This is a genomic window from Acidovorax sp. SUPP2539 (assembly GCF_030158975.1).
Taxonomy (GTDB): Bacteria; Pseudomonadota; Gammaproteobacteria; order Burkholderiales; family Burkholderiaceae_C; genus Paracidovorax.
The window spans coordinates 607,309-629,036 of record NZ_BQXJ01000001.1; the positions used below are offsets into that span (position 1 = coordinate 607,309).

General features: G+C 68.3%; 23 protein-coding genes. 8 read left to right on the top strand and 15 right to left on the bottom strand.

What is annotated here, in order from left to right:
* Positions 1-74 precede the first annotated feature (74 nt).
* The 3 genes from rph (at position 75) to hemW (ending at position 2,808) form a co-directional block, all read left to right on the top strand.
* Positions 75-806, top strand: a complete 732-nt coding sequence (rph, locus tag AVTE2539_RS02810) for a ribonuclease PH (RefSeq protein ID WP_272564819.1) — start codon at positions 75-77, stop codon at positions 804-806.
* Between the two features lie 115 nt (positions 807-921).
* Complete coding sequence (gene rdgB / locus AVTE2539_RS02815) at positions 922-1,521, top strand: RdgB/HAM1 family non-canonical purine NTP pyrophosphatase (protein WP_284407620.1); 600 nt, start codon at positions 922-924, stop codon at positions 1,519-1,521.
* Positions 1,522-1,551: 30 nt separating this feature from the next.
* Positions 1,552-2,808 (top strand): radical SAM family heme chaperone HemW, encoded by a 1,257-nt coding sequence (gene hemW / locus AVTE2539_RS02820; protein WP_284408277.1) that lies wholly within the window; start codon positions 1,552-1,554, stop codon positions 2,806-2,808.
* Positions 2,809-2,872: 64 nt separating this feature from the next.
* Here the strand turns inward: hemW and AVTE2539_RS02825 are convergent, their stop codons facing one another.
* From AVTE2539_RS02825 to AVTE2539_RS02845, 5 genes are all read right to left on the bottom strand, one after another.
* Positions 2,873-3,205: an I78 family peptidase inhibitor gene (locus AVTE2539_RS02825; RefSeq protein WP_284408278.1), complete on the bottom strand. Its 333-nt coding sequence runs from the start codon at positions 3,203-3,205 to the stop codon at positions 2,873-2,875.
* Positions 3,206-3,332: 127 nt separating this feature from the next.
* Positions 3,333-4,772 carry an SPOR domain-containing protein gene (locus AVTE2539_RS02830; protein ID WP_284408279.1) on the bottom strand — a complete coding sequence of 480 codons (1,440 nt, stop codon included), beginning with the start codon at positions 4,770-4,772 and terminating at the stop codon, positions 3,333-3,335.
* Between the two features lie 51 nt (positions 4,773-4,823).
* Entirely contained in the window at positions 4,824-6,125 is a 1,302-nt protein-coding gene (locus AVTE2539_RS02835; RefSeq protein WP_284408280.1) for an SAM-dependent methyltransferase, read from the bottom strand.
* The gene (locus tag AVTE2539_RS02840) at positions 6,122-6,916 is read right to left on the bottom strand and encodes a DUF1365 domain-containing protein (protein ID WP_284402685.1); all 795 of its coding nucleotides are present in this window, start codon (positions 6,914-6,916) and stop codon (positions 6,122-6,124) included. Before AVTE2539_RS02840 ends, AVTE2539_RS02835 begins: the two co-directional genes overlap by 4 nt.
* Positions 6,913-8,307 (bottom strand): NAD(P)/FAD-dependent oxidoreductase, encoded by a 1,395-nt coding sequence (locus AVTE2539_RS02845; protein ID WP_284408281.1) that lies wholly within the window; start codon positions 8,305-8,307, stop codon positions 6,913-6,915. The genes AVTE2539_RS02840 and AVTE2539_RS02845 overlap by 4 nt, the downstream gene beginning before the upstream one ends.
* A gap of 116 nt (positions 8,308-8,423) precedes the next feature.
* Here AVTE2539_RS02845 and AVTE2539_RS02850 point away from each other — a divergent pair, with 116 nt between their 5' ends.
* Both AVTE2539_RS02850 and AVTE2539_RS02855 read left to right on the top strand, forming a co-directional pair.
* Positions 8,424-9,083, top strand: coding sequence for a sigma-70 family RNA polymerase sigma factor (locus AVTE2539_RS02850; protein WP_284408282.1), 660 nt, complete (start codon positions 8,424-8,426; stop codon positions 9,081-9,083).
* Complete coding sequence (locus AVTE2539_RS02855) at positions 9,080-9,739, top strand: ChrR family anti-sigma-E factor (RefSeq protein ID WP_284402688.1); 660 nt, start codon at positions 9,080-9,082, stop codon at positions 9,737-9,739. The genes AVTE2539_RS02850 and AVTE2539_RS02855 overlap by 4 nt, the downstream gene beginning before the upstream one ends.
* A 43-nt stretch (positions 9,740-9,782) precedes the next feature.
* Here AVTE2539_RS02855 and AVTE2539_RS02860 read toward each other — a convergent pair whose 3' ends face one another.
* From AVTE2539_RS02860 to AVTE2539_RS02905, 10 genes are all read right to left on the bottom strand, one after another.
* Positions 9,783-10,202, bottom strand: coding sequence for a DUF2177 family protein (locus AVTE2539_RS02860; RefSeq protein WP_272564809.1), 420 nt, complete (start codon positions 10,200-10,202; stop codon positions 9,783-9,785).
* A gap of 21 nt (positions 10,203-10,223) precedes the next feature.
* A complete protein-coding gene (locus AVTE2539_RS02865) occupies positions 10,224-10,889 on the bottom strand; it encodes a DUF6134 family protein (protein WP_284408283.1) in 666 nt (221 codons plus the stop codon).
* Entirely contained in the window at positions 10,886-11,692 is an 807-nt protein-coding gene (locus AVTE2539_RS02870; RefSeq protein WP_284408284.1) for a DUF1295 domain-containing protein, read from the bottom strand. Before AVTE2539_RS02870 ends, AVTE2539_RS02865 begins: the two co-directional genes overlap by 4 nt.
* Before the next feature lie 10 nt (positions 11,693-11,702).
* The gene (locus AVTE2539_RS02875) at positions 11,703-12,746 is read right to left on the bottom strand and encodes an SAM-dependent methyltransferase (RefSeq protein WP_284408285.1); all 1,044 of its coding nucleotides are present in this window, start codon (positions 12,744-12,746) and stop codon (positions 11,703-11,705) included.
* Positions 12,747-12,864: 118 nt separating this feature from the next.
* Positions 12,865-14,502: a histidine kinase famiy protein gene (locus tag AVTE2539_RS02880; RefSeq protein WP_272564805.1), complete on the bottom strand. Its 1,638-nt coding sequence runs from the start codon at positions 14,500-14,502 to the stop codon at positions 12,865-12,867.
* A gap of 119 nt (positions 14,503-14,621) precedes the next feature.
* Entirely contained in the window at positions 14,622-15,623 is a 1,002-nt protein-coding gene (locus tag AVTE2539_RS02885) for a cytochrome d ubiquinol oxidase subunit II (RefSeq protein ID WP_502868884.1), read from the bottom strand.
* A 16-nt stretch (positions 15,624-15,639) separates the two neighbouring features.
* Positions 15,640-17,007: a cytochrome ubiquinol oxidase subunit I gene (locus tag AVTE2539_RS02890; protein ID WP_284408287.1), complete on the bottom strand. Its 1,368-nt coding sequence runs from the start codon at positions 17,005-17,007 to the stop codon at positions 15,640-15,642.
* A 6-nt stretch (positions 17,008-17,013) separates the two neighbouring features.
* Entirely contained in the window at positions 17,014-17,601 is a 588-nt protein-coding gene (locus AVTE2539_RS02895) for a GbsR/MarR family transcriptional regulator (RefSeq protein ID WP_272564801.1), read from the bottom strand.
* 110 nt (positions 17,602-17,711) lie between these two features.
* Positions 17,712-18,632, bottom strand: a complete 921-nt coding sequence (locus AVTE2539_RS02900; protein ID WP_284408288.1) for a ZIP family metal transporter — start codon at positions 18,630-18,632, stop codon at positions 17,712-17,714.
* Positions 18,633-18,710: 78 nt separating this feature from the next.
* Complete coding sequence (locus AVTE2539_RS02905; RefSeq protein WP_272564799.1) at positions 18,711-19,676, bottom strand: ferritin-like domain-containing protein; 966 nt, start codon at positions 19,674-19,676, stop codon at positions 18,711-18,713.
* A 241-nt stretch (positions 19,677-19,917) separates the two neighbouring features.
* Between AVTE2539_RS02905 and AVTE2539_RS02910 the strand changes: the two genes are divergently transcribed.
* From AVTE2539_RS02910 to AVTE2539_RS02920, 3 genes are all read left to right on the top strand, one after another.
* A complete protein-coding gene (locus tag AVTE2539_RS02910) occupies positions 19,918-20,253 on the top strand; it encodes a DUF6172 family protein (protein WP_284408289.1) in 336 nt (111 codons plus the stop codon).
* 524 nt (positions 20,254-20,777) lie between these two features.
* Positions 20,778-21,302 carry a sigma-70 family RNA polymerase sigma factor gene (locus AVTE2539_RS02915; RefSeq protein ID WP_272548815.1) on the top strand — a complete coding sequence of 175 codons (525 nt, stop codon included), beginning with the start codon at positions 20,778-20,780 and terminating at the stop codon, positions 21,300-21,302.
* Positions 21,303-21,458: 156 nt separating this feature from the next.
* The gene (locus AVTE2539_RS02920; protein ID WP_284407638.1) at positions 21,459-21,698 is read left to right on the top strand and encodes a DUF4880 domain-containing protein; all 240 of its coding nucleotides are present in this window, start codon (positions 21,459-21,461) and stop codon (positions 21,696-21,698) included.
* Positions 21,699-21,728: the final 30 nt, after the last annotated feature.

Consider the following 21,728-nt stretch of genomic DNA (forward strand, 5'->3'; position numbering starts at 1 on the left):
GCCGGACGCAGCGCCTGCCGGGTGACCGTGTTGTTTTCGCCGCCCTGTTTTCGTTTCCTACTGGACCCCATTCCATGACCTCTTTCACCCGTCCGGGCGGCCGTGCCGCCGACCAGTTGCGCCCGGTGCGCATCACCCGCCGCTACACCATGCACGCCGAAGGCTCGGTGCTCATCGAGTTCGGCAACACCAAGGTGCTGTGCACCGCGTCGGTGGAAGAGCGCGTGCCGCCCCACAAGCGCGGCAGCGGCGAGGGCTGGGTGACGGCCGAGTACGGCATGCTGCCCCGGTCCACCCACACCCGCAGCGACCGCGAGGCGGCCCGCGGCAAGCAGAATGGCCGCACGCAGGAGATCCAGCGCCTGATCGGCCGCAGCCTGCGGGCCGTGTTCGATCTCCAGCGCCTGGGCGAGCGCACCCTGCAGCTCGACTGCGACGTGATCCAGGCCGACGGCGGCACGCGCACGGCGGCCATCACGGGTGCCTGGGTCGCGGCGCAGGATGCGGTGGCCCATCTGATCGCGCGCGGCAAGCTGGCCGAATCGCCCATCACGGCCCCGCTGGCAGCCATTTCGGTCGGCATCGTGGAAGGCACGCCGCTGCTCGATCTGGAGTACGTGGAAGACGTGGCCTGCGACACCGACATGAACGTGGTGATGACCGGCGCCGGCCACTTCGTGGAGGTGCAGGGCACGGCCGAAGGCGTGGCGTTCACCCGCCAGGAAATGGACCGTCTGCTGTCGCTGGCCGAAAAGGGCGTGGCCGAACTGGTGGCGCTGCAGCAGCAGGCGCTGCGCAACGGATAGCGAATGCGGGCTTGGCTGCCCCTGGCCAGCCCCGTTGCACCGATGGAAATCGCATCTGCTATTGAATTTGTAGCGGTATGCCCTAGATGAATATGTGCTGGAAGCCATTTTGACCATGAAACTCGTACTCGCATCCAACAACCAGGGCAAGCTGGCCGAACTGCAGACGCTGCTGGCGCCGCTCGGCGTGGTGCTCGTGCGCCAGGCGGACTTGGGCGTCGGTGAGGCGGCCGAGCCCTTTCGGACCTTCGTGGAGAACGCGCTGGCCAAGGCGCGCTTTGCCGCCCAGCACACCGGACTGCCGGCGCTGGCCGATGACGCCGGCCTGTGCGTCGATGCCTTCGACGGATTGCCGGGCGTGGACACGGCCTATTACGCGACCCGATTCGGCTACGACAAGGGCGACGCGAACAACGTGCGCGCGCTGCTGGAGCAGATGCAAGGCATCGACCAGCGCCGCGCGGCGATGGTGAGCACCCTCGTGGCGGTGCGCACGCCCGAGGACCCGGAGCCGCTCATCGCCGTGGGCCGGGTCGTGGGCGAGATCGCGCGCGAGCCGCGTGGCAGCCAGGGCTTCGGGTTCGATCCGATCATGGTCGTGCCCGAGTTCGGCAAGACCTTCGCCGAGCTGCCGACGGAGGTGAAGAATGCCAATAGCCACCGGGGCCGGTCGGCGCAGCAGATGCTGGCGCTGATGCGCGAGCGCTGGTTCTGAGGCGCTGGCGCCTTTCGGAGATTCCTGGCCGTGTCCCCTTCCATTCCCATCGTTCCCGAGGCCTCGGCGGAGGCCGCGCCGGCGCCCGTGCGCGACGTGCAGCACTCCATGCGGCCGGGCGTGCTGCAGCTGGGCACGCTGCCGCCGCTGTCGCTGTACGTGCACCTGCCCTGGTGCCTGAAAAAATGCCCCTACTGCGATTTCAACTCGCACGAGTACCGCGATGGTGGCGGTGTACAAGCCCTGCCCGAGCAGCGCTACCTGGACGCCTTGATGGTCGACCTGGAGGCGGCGCTGCCGCTGATCTGGGGCCGGACGGTGCACAGCATCTTCATCGGCGGTGGCACACCCAGCCTGTTCTCGCCCGCCGCCATCGACCAGTTGATCGGCGGCCTGCGCGCGCGGCTGCGCCTGGAGGCGGATTGCGAGATCACGATGGAGGCCAATCCCGGCACGTTCGAGAAAGACCGCTTTCGGGCATACCGCGCGGCCGGGGTGACGCGGCTGTCGATCGGCGTGCAGAGCTTCGACGACCGTTTCCTGAAGGCGCTGGGGCGGGTGCACGACGGTGCCCAGGCCATGGCCGCGGTGGAAGAGGCTGCGCAATCGTTCGAGACCTTCAACCTCGACATCATGTACGCCCTGCCGGGCCAGACGCTCGCCGATCTGGAGCAGGACATGCGCACCGCGCTGGCGCTGGGGCCGCCGCACATCTCGATCTACCACCTGACCATCGAGCCCAACACGGTGTTCGCCAAGTTCCCGCCCGTGGTGCCCGAGGACGACCAGGCCTACGCCATGCTGGACCGCATCACCGAGATGACGGCGCAGGCCGGGCTGCAGCGCTATGAAATCTCGGCCTATGCACGCGAGGGCCACGGCTGCTTCCACAACACCAACTATTGGCAGTTCGGCGACTACCTGGGCATCGGCGCGGGCGCGCACAGCAAGATCAGCTTCGCGCACCGCGTGGTGCGGCAGGTGCGCTTTCGGGACCCGGGGCGGTACATGGACCACGCGCTGGCAGGCCATGCGGTGGCGCAGGACGACGAGGTGCGCCGGGCGGACCTGCCGTTCGAATACATGCTCAACGCGCTGCGCCTGCGCGAGGGGTTTGCGCTGCAGGACTTCATGGCGCGCACGGGCCTGCCGTTGACCGCGATTGCCAAGGCGCTGGACGAGGCCGAGCGCAAGGGCCTGATCGAGCGCGACATGGCGCGCGTGCGCCCCACCGAGCGGGGCTTCGATTTCCTGAGCGACCTGCAGGCGCTCTTTCTGGCCGACTGACGGGCGGGCGCTCCGGCGCCTGGACCGCCAGCCACCACTGGCCGAGCCGACCGGGTGCAGGTCGTCAGCCGCAGCGTGCCGCGACGATGCGGCCGTTGGCATCCACCTGCAGGTTCAGGCGGGTGGCGTCGAACTCCTTGGTCACGATCTGGTCGGGGCGCAGCACGCGGGCCATCTGCGCGCCGGAGCGCACCCGGGCGTCTTCCACCACCTTGGCCGTGCTGTTCTGGCCGACCACCACCTGTGCGGGTGGGCCGCTGCAGATGCCGCCCGCGGGCGCGCCCGTGCTGCTGGGGGTGCCCGGCGTGGCGCTGCCCCAGGGGGCGTTGGTGGTGCAGCCGGCGGCCAGCAGGGCGGCGGCGGTGAGGGCGAAGGCCGTCAGGGAGCGTTGGGACATGGTGGAAAGCGATGTCGTTGGTGAATGAAAGGAGCACACCTTAGCGCAGGGTGCTGGCGGCAGGGTCACCAGTGGTAACGCGGCAGCGGTCCCCGCGCCGTCCCCTCGGCTAGGGGGGGCCGAAGGGTCAATTCCGCGCCGGCGCAGGGAGCGCCGCCGCGGAAGCATCCAGGCCCAGGTCGCGCACCTTGGCCGCCGCCGCGTTGGCTTGCGACGCGGAGGCGAACGGCCCCACCCGCACGCGCAGCAGCTTCTGCCCGCCCGAGGTGGTGACGGGCTGCGACGTGGCCGGCAAGCCGGCCTCCCGCAGCCGGGCATGGGCGCGGCGCGCATTGGCGGGTTCGGCAAAGAGGCCGACGTTGATGTACAGGCGGCGGTCGGGCGCGGCGGTCGCGCTGGCTGCACTCGCAGCTGGGGTGGAGGTTTTGTCCGGGGCCGTTACCGTCCGAGCCGCGGCTGGCTTGGGCACGGAGGCGCGCGGTTTGGCCGGTTCGGCAGCCGCGCGGCTGGCGGGTGCGGCTTTCGAGGCCGCCGTGGCCGGTGCCGACGCTGGTGCCGATGCGGCTGCCGCCTGCGCTGGCATGGCGGCCGGTACGGAGGCCGCGGATGGAGCGGGCCGGGCGGCGGGCGGCTGTACGGCGGAGGATGCGCTGGGCGCCGTGGCCCGCGTGGGTTCTGCCGAGACTTGGGAGGCGACGGCGGATGCCGGAACCGCTATGGCCGGGGCTGCTGCGGAGGAGGCCGCTGGCGCGCGCGGAGTGGCTTGCGGGGCTTGTGCTTTCGCCGGCAGCGAAGCCGCAGGGACGGGCGCGGCGGGCGCACTGGCCCCGGCTGCGGGGGGGACGGTGGCCGGTGCTTCGGGCAGCACGGCACCGCTGGCCCCATTCGATGCCGCCGGCCTGGCGGCAGGTGCCACCCCGATGGCGGTCGCTGGCACGGCCGATGCGGCGGGCGTGGGCGCTGCCGCAGGGGGGTTGCCGGTGGCAGGGCCTGCCAAAGAAGCCCCGGCAGGCAGCAGCAGGTACAGCGCCAGCGCAGCCACCGCCAGCGCCACGTTGGCCGCGGCGATCCACCCCAGCCGGCGCCGGGTCGCTGCGCGGCGGGCGAGCCATTCGCCCGCCTGGGGCAAGGTGGCCGAGGCCGACAGCGCCTTGGTGATGCGCTTGCGCACCTCGGCGTGGAAGATGGCGTCGCCGTAGAGCCCGGGCACCACCGTGGCGGCCAGCAGGAGCGCGAGCAGCACGCCCGACAGCACCGGCAGCGGCCACTGCACCACGTACTGGCCCAGCGCGAACACCAGCAACGCCACGCCTTCGAGGGCCGCCACATAGACGAGGGCGGCCCCCCAGAGCTGGCGGAACACCAGCCAGTTCAGCGTGCACAGGGCCGCGGCCCAGTTCCAGCGCGGCAGCGGGCGGCCCGCGGTGTCCAGCCGCTCGAAGGCGGGCAGGTAGTAGTCGGCATTGACCGGGCCGATCGCGGCACGGTAGAGCGTTCCCATCGTGGTGTCGTCGGAGCGGCGGGGAACGAGGGCGGCATGGGCCGAATAAGCCGTGTGGGCAAGCATGGCGAGATTCTGGCACGCACCCCGCCGTGTGGGGCGCTGGGCGCGTGCGGTTTACCCGGGACGGTGCGATGCGCCAGGCGTGTCCGGGGCGCCCGGCGGCGCATGGACGATGGTGTACAGGCCCACGTCCACCCGGCCGGTGCTGAAGCCGGCTTCGCAATAGCACAGGTAGTACTCCCACAGCCGCCGGAACGGCGCATCGAAGCCCAGCGGCTCGATCGTGGGCCAGGCGCTCAGGAAGCGGTGGCGCCATTCGGCCAGGGTGGTCGCATAGCTGGGGCCGAAGGTTTCCGCGGCCTGCAGTGCCAGGCCCGCGTTCGCCAGCGCTTGCCGCAGCCGGGAGGGCGAGGGCAGCATGCCGCCCGGAAAGATGTAGCGCTGGATGAAGTCGGTGGTGCTGCGGTACTGTTCGAACTGCGCGTCCGCGATGGTGATGACCTGCACCACGGCCCGACCGCCGGGGCGCAGCCGCTCTTTGAGCGTTTCGAAATAGGCCGGCCAGTAGCGCTCGCCCACGGCCTCCAGCATTTCGATGGAGACGATGTGGTCGAACTGGCCTTCGACGTCGCGGTAGTCCTGCAGCCGCAGGTCGATGTGCTCGGTGAGCGCCTCGTCATGCACGCGCTGGCGGGCGTGGCGCAACTGCTCGGACGACAGGGTGAGGCCGGTCACCGATGCGCCGGTGTCGCGGGCCAGGGCAATGGCCAGGGCGCCCCAGCCGCAGCCGATCTCCAGCACGCGTTCGCCGGCCCGGGGCGCCAGCAGGGTGGCGATGCGGGCCAGCTTGGCCTGCTGGGCCTGCTCCAGCGATTCCTGGCCCGTGCCGTAGATGGCGCTGGAGTAGAGCATGTCCGGGTCTAGCCATTGGGCATAGAAATCGTTGCCCATGTCGTAGTGGAACGAGATGTTCTGGCGGCTGCCCCGGCGGGTGTTGGCGCGGCGCAGGTGGAACAGCCGCGCCAGCAGCCGCGCCGGCAGGCTGGCCTGTAGCGCGCGGCCCCAGCCGGCTTCGTTGCGCACGCCCAGCTCCAGCAGGGCCGCCAGGTCGGGGCTGGACCATTCACCCTGGCGGTAGCTCTCCGCCAGGCCCAGGTCGCCGCCCACGGCCAGGCGCCACAGCGGGCGCCAGCGGTGCAGCACGAGGGTGCCGTGGGGCCCGGGCTCGGTGCCGCGGCCTTCGGCGCGTTCGCCGCCGGGCAGCTCCACGGTCAGGGTGCCGCAGCGCACGTTGGTCAGCAGGCGGCGCAGCACGCGCTGCAGGGGCCGCGACCGCCAGGTGGCCCGGCGAGGCATCGACGCGACCGCATGCGTGCCGTCCGTCGGAAGTCCGGTGGAGGGGGTGGGGAGGGTCATAGGTCTTTGGTTTTGATGATGGTCACGGGCAGGGCCGGCGCGGGCGGCTTGGTGTGCAGCGGCACCCTTTTGATCCAGAGTTTCAGGGCTTCCCAGTGGATGGCGCCCATCACTTTCAGCGTGAGCAGCGGGTGGGTGAGGAAGGTGCGGGCGAGGGCGCGGTCGTCGAGCGGCCGGCGGCGCGCATGGAAGCGCGCGACCAGCACGGGTCCGTTCGCATCGCTGGCCGTGATGCCCACGCCCAGGTGGTCGCGCTGCGCCGCGGGCAGGGCGATGTCGAAGGCATACCGCATCGACAGCCCCAGAAAGGGCGACACATGGAATTCCTTGTCGCACGACTGCCGGATGCGGGTGGCGTGCTGCTCGGCTTCGGGGACGGCAATGAGGTAGCTGTGGCGCTCGCCGAAGGTGTTGTTCACCTCGTAGAGCAGGGCCTGGAGCGCGCCGTCGGACCGGTGGCAGAAGTACACGGTCAGCGGGTTGAAGGCGTAGCCCAGGATGCGGGGCATGGTCAGCAGCTGGATGCGGCCGTCGGGCGCCAGCCCCGCCCGGGCCAGTTGCTGCTCCACATGCTGGCGCATCGGCAGGCCCTCGGCGCCGCCGTAGTCCTTCTCGTGCAGGCTGAACAGGTTGAAGCGGTTGACGGAGAACAACCGCAGGCGGCGGTCGAGCCCTGCCAGTTCGTCCAGATCGATCAGCAGCGAAAAGACGCGGTACTGCAGCCGGTGCCGGGCCGGGCTGAGCCGCTGGTGCATCACGCGGCCGGTATAGAGCGCGGACTGGCCCGTCACTGCACGGCCCCTGGGTGCGCTGCAGCCCCCGCAGAGACCGCGGGCAGGTGGATGCGGCCGGATTCGTCGTCCACGCTCCAGGGCCGGCGCACGCCGCCCAGGGCCTCCGCCACGGCGAGGCCGGCCTGCAGCCCGTCTTCGTGGAAGCCGGAGCCGAAGTAGGCACCGCAGAACCAGGTGCGTCGCTGGCCCTGCAGCGACCAGAGCGATCGCTGGGCCTGCATGGCGGCGCCGTTGAAGATCGGGTGCTCGTAGGTCTGCGTGTGCAGCAGGTGGCGGGGGTGCGGTTCCTGCGTCGGGTTGAGGGTGAGGAACAGCGGGGTGGCGTCCGGAATGTGCTGCAGGCGGTTCATCCAGTAGGTCACGCTCAGGGCCTCGCTGCGTTCGCGCTCGGCGGCGTAGTTCCAGCTGGACCACACCGCGCGGCGCCGGGGCATCAGGGCCGGGTCGTTGTGCAGCACGGCCCGGTTGCGGCTGTAGCCGAAGGCGCCGAGCAGGTCGGTCTCTGCCTGGCTCGCATCCGGCAGCAGGCGCAGGGCCTGGTCGGCATGGGTGGCGATGACCACCTGGTCGAAGCGCCGCGATTCCTGCGCATCGCCCGTGCGCACGTAGGCGCCCTCGGCGGTGCGCCGCACTTCGATGGCCGCGCTGTCCAGGCGCAGCCCCTGCCCGAGAGCCTCCGTGATCTTCTGCACGTAGCGCTGGCTGCCGCCTTGCACGGTGCGCCAGGCCGGGCGGTGCCCGAGGTTCAGCAGGTGGTGGTTTTCGCAAAAGCGCACGAACGCCTGGACGGGGTACTCGCCGATGCGCGCCGCGGGCGTGGACCAGATGGCGGCGGCCATGGGATAGAGGTGGTCCTCGCGGAACGCCCGGCCATAGCCGTGCTGGTCGAGGTAGGCATCGAGCGAGAGGTCGCCCAGTTGGCGGACATCGGCGGGCGCCCGGCGGTAAAAGCGCACCAGATCGCGCAGCATCGACCAGAAACGGGGGCTCAGCAGATTGCTGCGCTGGGCGAACACGCCGCCGAAGCCGGTGCCGCTGTATTCGAGTGCGCCGCCGTCCAGGCTCACGCCGAAGGACATGTCGGTGGCCAGCGTGGCCACCTGCAGGTGCGCGAACAGCGCCGTCAGGTTGGGATAGGCCGATTCGTTGTAAACGATGAACCCGGTGTCCACGGCGATGTCGCCCTCCGGCCCGGGCACGTGGACGGTGTGGCTGTGGCCGCCGGGCCGGCGGTCGGCCTCGAACAGCGTGACCTGGTGCCGTTGGGCGAGCAGCCACGCGGCCGACAGGCCGGAAATGCCGCTGCCGATCACGGCCACGTCCAGCGGCCGCCCCGTCGGGGCGGCCTTGGCGGGCGATGCGGGCGCAGGCGCCGCGTGGATTGTCATTGCGTCCATCCTCGAAGTCTCCTCGCGGAGTATTGTGTCGGTATACGCAGTGACCACGCGTTTGGATTCCACCAGATGGGCGTGATCTAATCCGCCTGGTGTTGCGTATGAGCAGCATGACCACCGTCCGCCAGCCCGCAGAGCGGCCTTCCAGGCCTCGAAAATCCTGGCCTCCTTATTTGTCGATCGTGACCCAGCCACCCACCCATGGAGCCCATCCGACGGGAGACGCGTTGAGCGCCCTGGTCCAGGCGGTGGCCGCCCAGGGCGACCGGCAGGCGTTCGCGGCGCTGTTCAAGCACTTCGCTCCGCGCGTGAAGGCTTACCTCATGCGCCTCGGAACCCCGGAGAGCGTGGCGGAGGACCTGGCTCAGGAGGCACTGGTCAGTGTCTGGCGTAAGGCGCACCTGTTCGACCCGGCGCATGCCGGAGTTTCCACCTGGGTGTTCACGATTGCGCGCAACCTGCGGGTGGACCACTTTCGGCGCCGATCCAATCTGGCGCTGGAACAGGACGAAGGCCAGGGCGAGCAGCTGCCCGACACGGCGCCTGCGCCTGAAGAACACTGCTACGCCGCGCAACAGGAGAGCGACGTGCGGCATGCCCTGCAGCAGCTGGCGCCTGAGCAGGCTCAAGTGCTACGGCTGTCTTTCTTCGAAGAGCATCCCCACGCCCGGATCGCGCAGGATCTGGGCATTCCGCTGGGCACCGTGAAATCGCGGGTCCGCCTGGCGATGAACCATTTGCGCCGCTTGCTCGGCCACCTTGAGCCATGACGATCCAACACCATCCTGCCGACGACGTGCTGCTGGCCCAGGCCGCCGGGCACCTGCCCGCGGCCGCCTCGCTGCTGATCCAGGCGCATGTGGCCATGTGCCCGCACTGCCGCGAGCGCTTGTGCACACTCGAAATGGTCGGCGGTGCCATGCTGGACGGCATCGCCCCGGCCACGTTGCAGCCCGATGCCCTGGCGCGCACCCTGGCCGCCATCGACGGCGCTGCACATCGCCCTGTCCCTGGCCGGCGGTCATCGACACGCCCGGCGTCCTGGCCGGAAGGCGCCTTCTGGCCCGATGCGCTCGATGCCTGCCAGGTCTCCCCCTGGCGCTGGCTGGGCCCCGGCATGCGCTGGAGCCGCGTGACCCTGCCGGACGATGCCCAGGCCAACGTGCTGCTCCTGCGCATCGGTGCGGGCAAGCGTTTGCCGCAGCATACGCACAGCGAGGTGGAATGGACCCAGGTGCTGCATGGCGCCTTCCACGATGGGCGTGCGCGGTTCGGGCCGGGAGATTTCGACGGCGCCGATGGGCAGGTGCACCATCAGCCGGTGGTGGAGCCGGGCGGCGAATGCATCTGCCTGGCAGGTATCGAGGGCCGGGTGGTTTTCGATGGCGCCATCGCGCGATGGGTCGGCGCGCTCGCCGGCATGTGAGCCGGATGCACGCCCTTGTCGAAGGGCGCGTGGCGACAACCAATCAGCGCAGCGGACCGCCCCAGCGCAGGGTGGCCAGGCACGCTGCCGTGGCGGCTGCGCCCGTGACGAACGCGCCCCAGCACATGTCGGCGATCGTCACGCTCCACGGCCAGTCTTTCAGGGTGGCCTGGTTGGTCAGGTCGTAGGTGGCATAGGCGATCAGCCCCAGCAGGGCGCCCATGCCCAGGGCCGATGCCCAGCTGCGCTGCTCCACCGCAGGCAACACCGCCATCACGACCACGCCGGCGACGTAGATCAGGTAGAACAACGCCGCAGGCGCCACCGAAAACTTGTCCTGCATGAGGTGCCCGATGGCGGGGCGGTAAAGGCGGTCGGCCATGGTGGAGAGCCATACGGCGTCGAGCGCCAGGAAGACCAGGGCCGTGGAGGCATAGGCGACGGCAAGGGGGCGGATCATCATGGGTGTTCTCCTGGGGGTCGGTTACTTCAATCGGTAGCTGAGTCGGCGGCCGCTGCCCACGGTGGAATCGAGGCCGATCCACGCGCCATCGGCGGCATACCAGAGGTCGATCGGGTGCGGCAGCCCGGTGATGCGCCAGCGCACTGCCGCCACGGTTTCGCCCCGCACGTCGAGGGTGCCTTCGCCCTGCCGCACCACTTGCACGGCATCGATCTTGCCGGTCTGGGCATTGAGCAACTGCGTTTGGCTGCGGATGGCGGGGTTCCAGTACGCAAAGCTCAAGGTGCACGCGGGCATGCCTTCGGCGGGCGGAGTGGCGCTGCCCGGTGCGGGAAAGCGCAGGTCCACTTTGTTGACCTTGCCGTCGTCCTGCGTCTCCGCGGTGATGGCTTCAAGGCATCCATCGCGCCAGAGTTCACGGGCATCGTGCCGGTAGCGATAGACCACCAGGCCGAGCAGCTTGACGGCAAAGCGGGCTTCGCTGGTCAGCACGCGTTCCTGGGCCGCAGGCGCCGACAGGCGAAAGCGGTGTTCACCGATCGGCGTGCCATCCAGGGCCACCTGGAAATTCCACTCGTTGGCCGGCGGCATTGCCGCGGCCGCAGGCATGGCCGTGGCGGTCCACAGCAAGGCGGCGGCAACGCACCAGGCGGTTTGCCGGCCGCAGGATGCAAGGCGGCCGGTCATCGGGGGCCTCCGGTGCGCGGTGGTCCCGGAATGAAGGCATTGGTGCGCAGCATGTACTCGCGGTAGGCCGGGCGCCGCTCGGCGATGTCTTTTTCCAGCAGCGCCACGCCCGACACGCGCAGCAGCAGGACCGTCATGAGCGCGGGTGACACGATGGTCCACACGCCCGCCCAGCCCGTGCCTGCGAGTGCCAAGAGCCAGAGGCCCCACCAGACGCAGGCTTCACCGAAATAGTTGGGGTGGCGCGTGAACCGCCACAGTCCCCGGTCCATGACCTGCCCCGCATGGGCGGGATCGGATTTGAAGCGCGCCATCTGCGCATCGCCCACCGCTTCGAACACAATGCCGAATCCGGCCAGGGTGATGCCGATCGCATCGATCGTGCCCAGTGGGCGGGGCGATGCCGCCAGGCCTGACAGCAAGGGCGCCGAGACGATCCAGGCCAGCACGCCCTGCAGGCCGAACACGAGGTACAGGCTCTTGAAGGCGAAGTTCGGGCGGTAGCGTTCGCGCATCGCGCGGTAGCGGTGGTCTTCGCCGTGCCCCCAATTGCGTGCGGTGATGTAGGCGCACAGCCGCAGTCCCCAGATCCCCGACAGCAGCAGCAACGCAACGCCTCGGGCCCCGAGGCTCGGGGCCAAGGCCCCGTACACGGCGCCGCAGCCGGCGATGAGCACGGGCCACGCGCGGTCGGCCAGGCTGGCGTCCCTGCGGGCCAGGCTCACCAGCCATGTGGCAACGGAAGCGGACAGGGCCCAGGCGAGGCCGTACAGGGCCCAGGTGACGGTAGCCGATGCATTCATGCCGTTCCGATCAGTCGCGCCGGTGGAAAAAGTAGTGGCTCACCCACCACTGCTGCCCGCCGTCAAAGCCGAAGAGCTCTTCCACCGACAGGAAAAACAGGCGCCACCGGCTCCACCACGCCGGGGCGTCCTCTCCGTAGGTGCGGCGGAACAGTGGCATGAGCGCGTCGTGTTGCAGATCCATGTTGTCCAGCCAGGCGCGCGCCGTGCGTTCGTAATGCGTGCCGTCCCAGCGCCAGCGCCGCCGCAACTGCAGATCGTCCTGGCAGTGCAGGGCCAGATCGTCGCTGGGCATCATGCCACCGGAGAAGAAATGCTTGCTCATCCAGTCGCTCGCGTCGCGTTCCTCAAACGGGTAGGGCGCCTCACGGTGGGCGAACACGTGCATGAAGAACCGGCCACCGGGTGCGAGCCAGCGCGATACGTTGGCGAAGGCCTGCGGCCAGTTGCGAAGGTGCTCGAACATCTCCACCGAAACGATGCGGTCGAAGCGGGCCGCAATGTCGAAGCGGTTGAAATCGCAGGTGATCACCTGTACGTTGGACAGACCGCGCTTGGCCGCTTCCGCATTGATGTAGGCGCGCTGCGAGTGCGAATTGGAGACGGCAGTGATGCGGCTGGCAGGGTAGCGCTGCGCCATCCACAGCGTGAGGGACCCCCAGCCGCAGCCCAGCTCCAGAATGCGCTGCCCGTCGGCCAGCCCAGCGTGCTCGCACGTTCGCAGGAGCGCGGCTTCTTCTGCCTGCGCCAGGGTGGCGGCTCCGTCGCCCCAGTAGCCGCTGCTGTACTTGCGATGCGGGCCGAGCACCGCGCCGAAGAATTCGGCTGGCACCTCGTAGTGCTGCTCGTTGGCCTTGTCGGGCAGCGGTGCCAGCTCGGCCTTGCGCATGGCATCCACGAAGGCCTGCGTCTGCTCTGCCGTGGCTGCGGCATCGCCGCTGCGCATTTCCTGAAGGCGTTCTTTCAGAAGCCGGCGAATGCCGTACCGCACCATCTGGTCGGGCACGATGCCTTGCTCGGCCCATCGAATGGCATTGGCGGTGCTTTTCGGCATGTGCGGCTCCTGGAATGCCGCGTCGGAATGTGCGGCCTGCTTCCTGTACGCAGGCCTGTGGCCGTTGGATTGCTGGCGTCGCGAAATTTCACTGCATCGCGCGCCCGGGTGCATGCGGTCAGGTCCGGGTGCCGGTGGCGCCGTCCAGCACCATGCGCACGCTGCGTGCCAGGTCCGCCAACCGATAGGGTTTTTTCAGGATCTCGAACTCCGTCGGCGCCACGTTGGCCAGGCTGCCCATGTCGCGGTCGAACCCCGTGGTGAGCAGGATGTGGATGCCCGCCACGGTCTTGCGCATCTCCCGCGCGAGTTCGTAGCCGTTCAATCCCCCGGGCATCACCACGTCGGTGAAGAGCAGATCCGGCAGCGCGTCCTGCGGCAACGCCCGCACCAGTTTCAGCGCGGCGTGGGCGCTGTGCGCCACGTGCACGGTGTAGCCCAGCCCCTCCAGCATGGCCTGGGCCAGTTCGGCCACCTCGACCCGGTCGTCCACCACGAGGATGGTTTCACTGCCTCCCCGGTTTTTCGGGGTCAGCGATTCGGCCAAGTCGGGATGGGGGCGGCCGTGCACGGCAGGGAAATACATGCGCACCGTGGTGCCCAGGCCCACTTCCGAATAGATGGTGACGGCGCCGCCCGACTGCTTGGCAAAGCCATACACCATCGACAGGCCCAGGCCCGTGCCCTTGCCTTCTTCCTTGGTGGTGAAGAAGGGGTCCATCACGCGCGATACCACTTCGGGCGGGATGCCGGCGCCGGTGTCCGTCACGGAGATGGTGGCGTAGTGACCGGACTGCAGTCCGGAGAAGGTGTCGCCATCCTGCGCATCCAGGTGGATGCCCTGGGTCTCCACGCGGATGCGGCCTCCGTTGGGCATGGCATCACGGGAGTTCAGCAACAGATTGAGCACAGCCACTTCGAGCTGCGTCGTGTCCAGCTCGCAGTTCGGCAGGTCTTCGCCGAGCACGTATTCCATCTCGATGGCTTCGCCCAGCGTGCGTTCGGCCAGCGTGGCCATGCCCCGGACGAGGCTGTTGAGATTGACCACCCGACCTTTGAGCTTTTGCTTGCGCGAGAAGGCCAGCAGCTGCTGGGTCAGCGTGGATGCCTTGGATACCGCACTGCGAATGCTGTCGATGGAGCGGTCGATGTCCTGCGGCCCCAGGCGGTTGTTGCGATTCTTGACCCGCATGACGTCCAGGTGCCCGGACATCACCTGGAGCAGGTTGTTGAAGTCGTGGGAGATGCCGCCGGTGAGCTGGCCCAGGGCCTCCATCTTCTGCGCCTGCGAGAGGGCTTCCTCCGCATCGCGCCGCCGGCTCACGTCCAGTTGCGAGGCGAAGAAATAGACCAGCTCGCGCCGGCTGTTGTAGACCGGTGAGATGAAGAGGGCATTCCAGAACGAGGAGCCGTCCTTGCGGTAGTTGAGCAGCTCCAGCGAAATTTCGCGCCGTTGCTCGATGGCTTCGCGGATGGCGGCAATGGTGTTGCGGTCGGTCGCCGGGCCCTGCAGGAATCGGCAGTTGTGCCCCATGATCTCCTGGACGGAGTAGCCCGTCATCGCCACGAAAGCCCGATTGCAGAACACGATGGGGTTGTCGGGCTGGCGGGGGTCGGTCACCAGCATGGGCATGCGGGTGGTTTCGATGGCCGCAAAGAAAATGTCGTCCTTGTGGTCGGACACTTCGCCGGGGGCGCCTTCGGCCACGTAGGCTTGCCACGGGCCGGGTACGGGGGGCTTTTCGCTGCTGCTCATGTTGCGGGAATGCTAATGCAATCGTCTTCGCAACGGCCGGCCAAATCTGCCCGGCCGGTGTAGGTGCACACGCCGCCATGGCCCTGATTGCCATGGCATGGCGTGCCCGGGCAGCGATCTCAAAGCCCGTACGTCAGCGCTTTCGCCTTGCCCCAGAACACCCGGTACATGAAGATGGTGTAGGCGACGATGGCCGGCAGGGTGATGCCCACGCCCACCGCCACCACCGCGAGCGATTCGGTCGCGCTCGCCGCCTGCCACACCGTGATGCGGTCGATGACGATGTAGGGATAGAGGCTGTACGCCAGCCCGAAGAACGCGAGGAGGAACACCGCGACGGTGGCGACGAACACGATCCAGCCGTAGCCCGCGTTCACGATGCGCGGGGTGTGCAGCACGTGGTGGATCGCGAACAGCGCCGCGGCGCAGGCCAGGGGAATGGGCAGCAGCACGAAGAGCTGAGGCAGCGCGAACCATTTCTCGAACACCGTGTGGCTGACCAAAGGCGTCGCCAGCGAAATGGCGCCCAAGGCCAGGGCCATGGGCCACAGCACCGCGCGGCCCCACGCCAGCGCCTTGCGCTGCAGGTCGCCCTCGGTCTTCATGAGCAGCCAGCCGGCACCCAGCATGCAGTAGGCCGCGGGCAGCGTGGCGGCAATGCCGGCGGCGAACAGCGTGGGCCACAGGCCGCCGGCGAAGCCGGTCACGTAGGCGCCCAGCATCCAGCCCTGCGCGAGCGTGGTTACCAGCGAGCCGGCGGCGAAGGTGCGGTTCCAGGCGGTCTTGTGGGCATCGCGCGCCTTCACCCGGAAGTCGAACGCCACGCCGCGCAGGATGAGGCCCAGCAGCATCACGGTGGCCGGCGCATAGAGCGCTGAAAGCACCACGCCGTGGGCCATCGGAAAGCACACCAGCAGCACGCCCACGCCCAGCACCAGCCAGGTTTCGTTGGCATCCCAGAAAGGTCCGATGCTGGAGACCATGGTGTCTTTTTCGGCATCGGTGGCGAAGGGCAGCAGCATGCCCACCCCCAGGTCGTAGCCGTCCAGCACCACGTACGCCAGCAGGGCCAGGCCCATGACCGCCATGAAGGCGAGGGGCAGAACATTGGCAAGGGTCATTTCCATGGCGGGCACCTCAAACGGCTTGCGGCGCCGGCGGGCGGACCGCCGGCGTGGGCATGGCCGCGTTTTCGGCCATGTACTTGATGACGGCGACATAGCTCACCAGCAGCGTGACATACACCGCCAGATAGGCGGCGAGCGACATCGCCACGGTGGAGGGTGGGTGCTGCGCCACCGTGTCGGCGGCACGCAGCAGGCCGTACACCAAGTAGGGCTGGCGTCCGATCTCGGTCACATACCAGCCGGCCAGCGTGGCCACCCAGCCCGAGAAGGTCATGGCCACCAGCGTGAACAGCAGGGCGCGCGGGAGCGACGCCACGGGCGAGGCCTCCTTGCGGCGGCGCCACAGCGCGAAGGCGCCCCACCATGCCACCGCCAGCATGAGCATGCCCATGCCGACCATCACCCGAAAGCTCCAGAACACGGGCGCGACGGGCGGATGCGCGCCTTGGAATTTGTCGAGGCCCTTGAGCTCGGCCTCGCTGTCATGCGCCAGGATCAGGCTGGCGGCCTTGGGGATCTGCACGGCGTAGTCGGTGCGGCCCTCTTTCTCGTTGGGCCAGCCGAACAGCGTGAGCGGCGCGCCCTTCTCGGTGTGCCAGATGCCTTCGATCGCGGCGATCTTGGCAGGCTGGTGCTGCAAGGTGTTGAGGCCATGCATGTCGCCCATCAGGATCTGCGCGGGAATGGCCACGGCCACCGCGACGAGGGCGGCGCGCAGCGCCAAGGGCGTGCCGAGCGTGGCTGTGCCGCGGATCAGCTGCCAGGCGCTCACGCCGGCCAGCAGGAAACCGGCGGTCAGCGTGGACGCCAGCAGCTTGTGGCCCAGGCGGTAGGGGAAAGAGGGGTTGAAGACGATGGCCAGCCAGTCCACCGCGTGGAACTTGCCGTCGATGATCTCGAAGCCCGCAGGGGTCTGCATCCAGGAGTTGAGGCTCAGGATCCAGAAGGCCGACAAGGTGGTGCCCCCGGCCACGAGCAGGGTGGCGATCAGGTGCACGCGGTCGCTCACGTGCTGGCGGCCGAACAGCATGATGCCCAGGAAAGTCGCCTCCAGGAAGAACGCGGTGAACACCTCGTAGCCCAGCAGTGGGCCTGCGATGTTGCCGGCCCGCTCCATGAAGCCGGGCCAGTTGGTGCCGAACTGAAAGCTCATGGTCACCCCCGACACCACGCCGAGGGCGAAGGTCAGCGCGAAGACCTTGGTCCAGAAGTAGTAGGCCTGCTCCCAGCCCTGCGCGGCCGGTGTGCCGGCGGCGGCCCGGTGGCGCAGCCGGAAGTACGCCAGGAACCAGCACAGCGCGATGTTGATGGTGGGAAACAGGATGTGAAAGCTGATGTTGGCCGCGAACTGGATCCGCGAGAGCATGAAGGTGTCCATGGCGATTTACCGGTCCTTTCCGCCCTGCTTGCCAGTGCCGCCCTTGCCGGTGAGCCGGTCCTTGAACTCCAGCACCCGCGTGACGGCGGTGCCCATGCCCATGAGCTGCATCGCGGTCTCCGGGGCGAGGCGCTGCACGTCATCGAACCAGGTCATCAGGCGGTCGATGAGGTCGTGCATGTCCTGCATGCGCTGCTGCGCATGGCGTTCGTCCTCGGACGTGGGCTCTTCCAGCAGGGCCATGCGCAGCATGGACAGCGTGGGCTCAATCTCGCGGCGCCGGCGCTCTTCAGCCAGGGTGCGGAAGATCTGCCACACGTCCTGTGGTGCTTCGAAGTACTCGCGCCGGTCCCCCGGCTGGTGGCGCAACTGGACGAGCCGCCAGGCCTGCAGTTCCTTCAGGCCCATGCTCACGTTCGAGCGAGAAAACTCCAGCGTCTCGGCGATTTCATCCGCATTGACGGGGCGGGGCGACAGGTAGAGCAGGGCGTAGATCTGCCCGACGGTGCGGTTGATGCCCCAGCGGCTGCCCATTTCGCCGAAGTGGGCCACGAATTGTCGATTCAGGGAGGGGAGCGGCTTGATCTGTGTCATGCCGCGATTGTGCCTCGGGTTTATTGAATTTTCAGGATTTACTGAAAATTCAATAAGTACATCAGGGCCGAATCATAGGCAGACAGCGCTGCAAAGCCGGGATGGGCCGTTCATCCCAGGGCGGTATCGAGCAGCATCATCACCACGAAACCCAGCATCAGTCCTCCCGTGGCGAAGGCCTCGTGCCCCTTGCGGTGGGATTCCGGAATGATCTCGTGGCTGATGACGTACAGCATGGCGCCTGCGGCCGCAGCAAGCCCCCAGGGAAGCAGGCTGGCCGACAGGCCGATCAGTGCCACGCCCATGACGGCCGCCACCGGCTCGATCAGGCCGGACACCACGCCCAGGCCTGCGGACATCCAGCGGCCGTAGCCCACGCCGCGCAGGGCCAGCGCCACCACCATGCCCTCGGGTACGTCCTGGATGGAGATGCCCGCGGCCAGCGCCTTGGCACCCACGCCGTCCGGGCCCGCGAAAGCGACCCCGATGGCCAGGCCCTCGGGCAGGTTGTGCAGGGTGATGGCGAGCACGAAGAGCCAGGCGCGCTTGATGGCGCGGGCCTGCGGGCCTTCCAGCCCTTTCACGAAATGCTCGTGCGGCACGGCGCGATCGATCAGCAGCAACAACAGGGCCCCGCCCAGTATGCCCGCGCCCACGATGCCGCCCGCTCCCCACGGCCCGGCGCCCTGGGACTTCGCCGCGGCCAAGGCGGGAATGACGAGGGAGAAAGCGCTGGCCGCGAGCATGACCCCGGCGCCGAAGCCGAGCATGGTGTCGTGCGTGCGTTGCGAGAACTTCTGCGACAGCAGCACGGGCAGCGTGCCCAGCGCCGTCGCTGCCGCGGCCATGAGCCCGCCCAGCAGGGCGCCGCGCATCTGGTCGTCCCCGCTGACCAGGCCACCCATGGCCTGTGCCGAGAGGATGGCCAGGCCCGTGGCCACGATGCCCAGCCCCAGCCATTGGCGCCAGGACAGGGTGTGATGCACGGGCACTTCGGCATGGCTTGCCGGATCATGGGAATGCAATGGCATGGCAAGGACTCCTGCAAGGATGGGCGGGGGTGCGTGGAGACCACGGCGGCATGACGCCGCGGCGGTGCCTTCGGGCGGCTACATGTACACGCTGCTCAGCCGCAGGCTGCCATTCACGCCGGCTGGGAAGAACCCGCCCTGGCTGGCCGCGTTGGGCGTGAGATAGACGATGTTGAGCACGTCGTCCGGAGAGCGGCTGTAGGCGATGCCGTTGGCGTCCAGCGGAACGATGTTCGATGCTCCGCTGGCGTCGGGCGCGATGCCCTGGTCCAGGTCCTTGGAGTTGTCCAGGGTGTCGCGCGCGTCGGAAATCTTGCCCGCCGCCGCCTGGGCATCGATGCCCTTCGAATACAGCACCGTGCGCACCAGTCCCGCGTGGTAGGCCTCTGCGGCCAGGATGCCGGCAGCGGCCTCCAGGTAGGTCTTGTTCTGGATCAGCGGCGCGGCGCCCTTGTAGGCCGTGACGCCCACGTCTTCGAAGATGAACGCGCCCAGCAGAAAGCTCAGATCGTCCTTGTAGGGATTGAAGGCTGTCCCGGCCGGGATCAGCCCCGAGGCCTGCGCTGCCTTGGAGAAGGCACCGTTCGGGTCGGTGCCGCCCACGTCGATCGACGGCATGGCGACGGCGGACGATCCCAGGGCGGCCCGCAGGAAGTTCACATGGGCCAGCTCGTCGGCGGCGATCTCCTTGGCGTAGGCCGCCACCACCGGGTCGGAGAAGGGCACCTTGGTGCCGCCGATCACGGTGCCGCGCGTGCCCGTGCCGGTGGTCTGCGCATCGGGCAGGCCGGCGCCGGTCGTGGCGTAGAGGTAGAACTGCGCCTCCAGGTACTCCAGGTTCAGCGCGAAATTGAGAATCTCCGGGTCGGTGGGCGCGTCGGCGCCGACGGCCGGGCCCGATCCGCCGCCGCACGCGGTGAGGATGGCGCCTCCCGCCATGCCGGCGGCAAAGCCCCCGGTCTTGCGAAAGAACATGCGACGCTCTTTGAGCTTGTCGGAGCGGCGTTGCAGGATTTCAAGGGGCGATGCAGGGATGTCGATCATGGTGGTTCCTGGTGGTGTGCGAAGCACGAAGGTCACATGTCGGTCCAGCGGCAGGGAGCCGTTGCCGGAGAGGCAGGAAAGCGGGGCCGGCCGATGCCCGGCACTGCATGCCATGGATCGCCTCCGCCGTGTTCCTGTGGTGGGGTACGGGGCTGGTGCTGCAACGGATTCAAGTTTCTTTGCCATGGCGGCCATGCGGTGGCACGGCATGGCGGGCGGCCCACTGGGGCTACCATCGCCCATGCGAAAAAACTTCACCCTCATTTCCCCCAACAAGCAGCGCGAGCGTGTTCTGGATGGCGTCAAGCATGAAATCCGCCAATACCTGCGCCGCGAACGCAAGCGTGAACTGCCCGCCGGATCGAACTACTGGGACTTCGATTGCCGCTTCGGCCTGACGAAGGAGTCTGCGGAAACCGTGCCGCTGGCCGACTTGATCGATCGCGTGGGCGCTGCGGCGGCGGACGGGGCGGATGCCTTCTATGTGGAGGTGCTGGCACACCCGGCCGTGAAGGCCGTGCACGAGCGGCGTGTCGCCCCGGACGACGAAGGGGGCGGCGAGGGCGCGCAGGGGTAGGCCGAAGCGGCGGAGAAGGTCCGCTGGCTGCCATTGGCAGTCATGGCAGTCAAAAGCCGCTCATGCCGGCGGATTGTTTGCCATTGTTGCTATAAATTAAGTAGCAAATATCTGAAATGAGCGCTCCCGGCCCTGGCTCTGCGGAAGGCGTCGCCCGCCTTCCGAAGGCCCGGGATCGGAGGCGATCCTCGCGCCGATGTGGCGGTTCGCAGCATTTTCTGACCGAGGCCATGCAGCAGGGCGCGTGCGTTGGCACCTTCCCCCTGTCTTCATCTTCCGCGCTCGCACGTCTTCATGGATAAGGTCAGTCACCGCGGATTCGCGGTTTCTTTCTGTCACCAATTAATAATAATTCTCATTAACATTTCATGGATGATCGATGAAATAGTTCATGAAATAACCGCTTGCTCTTTTGGCGCAGGATGGCAACGGGGCGGTAGGCGGGCGACCCGCCGGGCCAGGGGCAAGGCAGTCAGCCGCCCCGGACCATGGCGATTTATTCAGTTCACTGGGAGGTGCTGTACATGTCTTTGCATTCGTCCGGGCCATCGCTCGGAGAGGTGTTCGTGGCCAACCGGGCGCAGCTTTTGCGCGTGGCGCACAAAATCGTTCGCACGATGGATCTGGCGGACGACATCGTGCAGGACGCCTATCTGCGCATCGTCGGCGGTGCGAGCGAACGCAAGATCGACCAACCCATCGGCTACTGCTGCCAGGTGGTGCGCAATCTGGCGCTCGACCATTGCCGGCGGCAGGCCGTGGAGCGCAACTGCGTTGCCTCCGGCATGGATGTCGAAGCCCTGGAGGTGGCCGGGCCCGGGTCGCCCGACCGCCTGATGCGCGATCGGCAGCTCGTGGGCCTGATCGAAAAGGCGCTGGCGGACCTGCCCACGAGAACCCGCGTGGCATTCCAGCTGTACCGGCTCGACGGCATGACGCAGCGCGACATCGCCATCTCGTTGGGCTGCGCCCTGGGGCTGGTCAACCGGCTGATCGCCGAAGCCACCCAGGCCATTGCCGCCTTGCACCACCTGCTCACGGACGATTGAGCCGTTCGCCACGGCGCCATCGAACTCCGCACTTTCCGAAAAAGCGCTTTGCCCCGCGAGGCCTACTTGCGGTAAGGTGGCCGTCAGCCAGGGCCGGTGCATCCGCATCCGGTCGGTTGGTCCACCGATGCGCCGCGGCGCGAGCGAGTTTGAGGCATGACACAAGCCGACCCCCATTGGGCCGTGGCGTGGGATTGGGTGCAGCGCGAGTACGACCGCGAGAATTTCGACCCGGCAGCCCGCGAGGCGATGATGCACTGGCTGGCGGCCGACGAGGCGCACCGCAAGGCGTACGACAAGGCGGCGCGGCTCTGGCTGCTGGCCGGCCTGACGGCACCCATGGGCGACCTGGAGGAGAGCACCTCGGTGCAAGCCCTGCCCAAGGCGCAGGACTGATCCGCCTGCCTGGCTGCCGCCGTTGTGCGG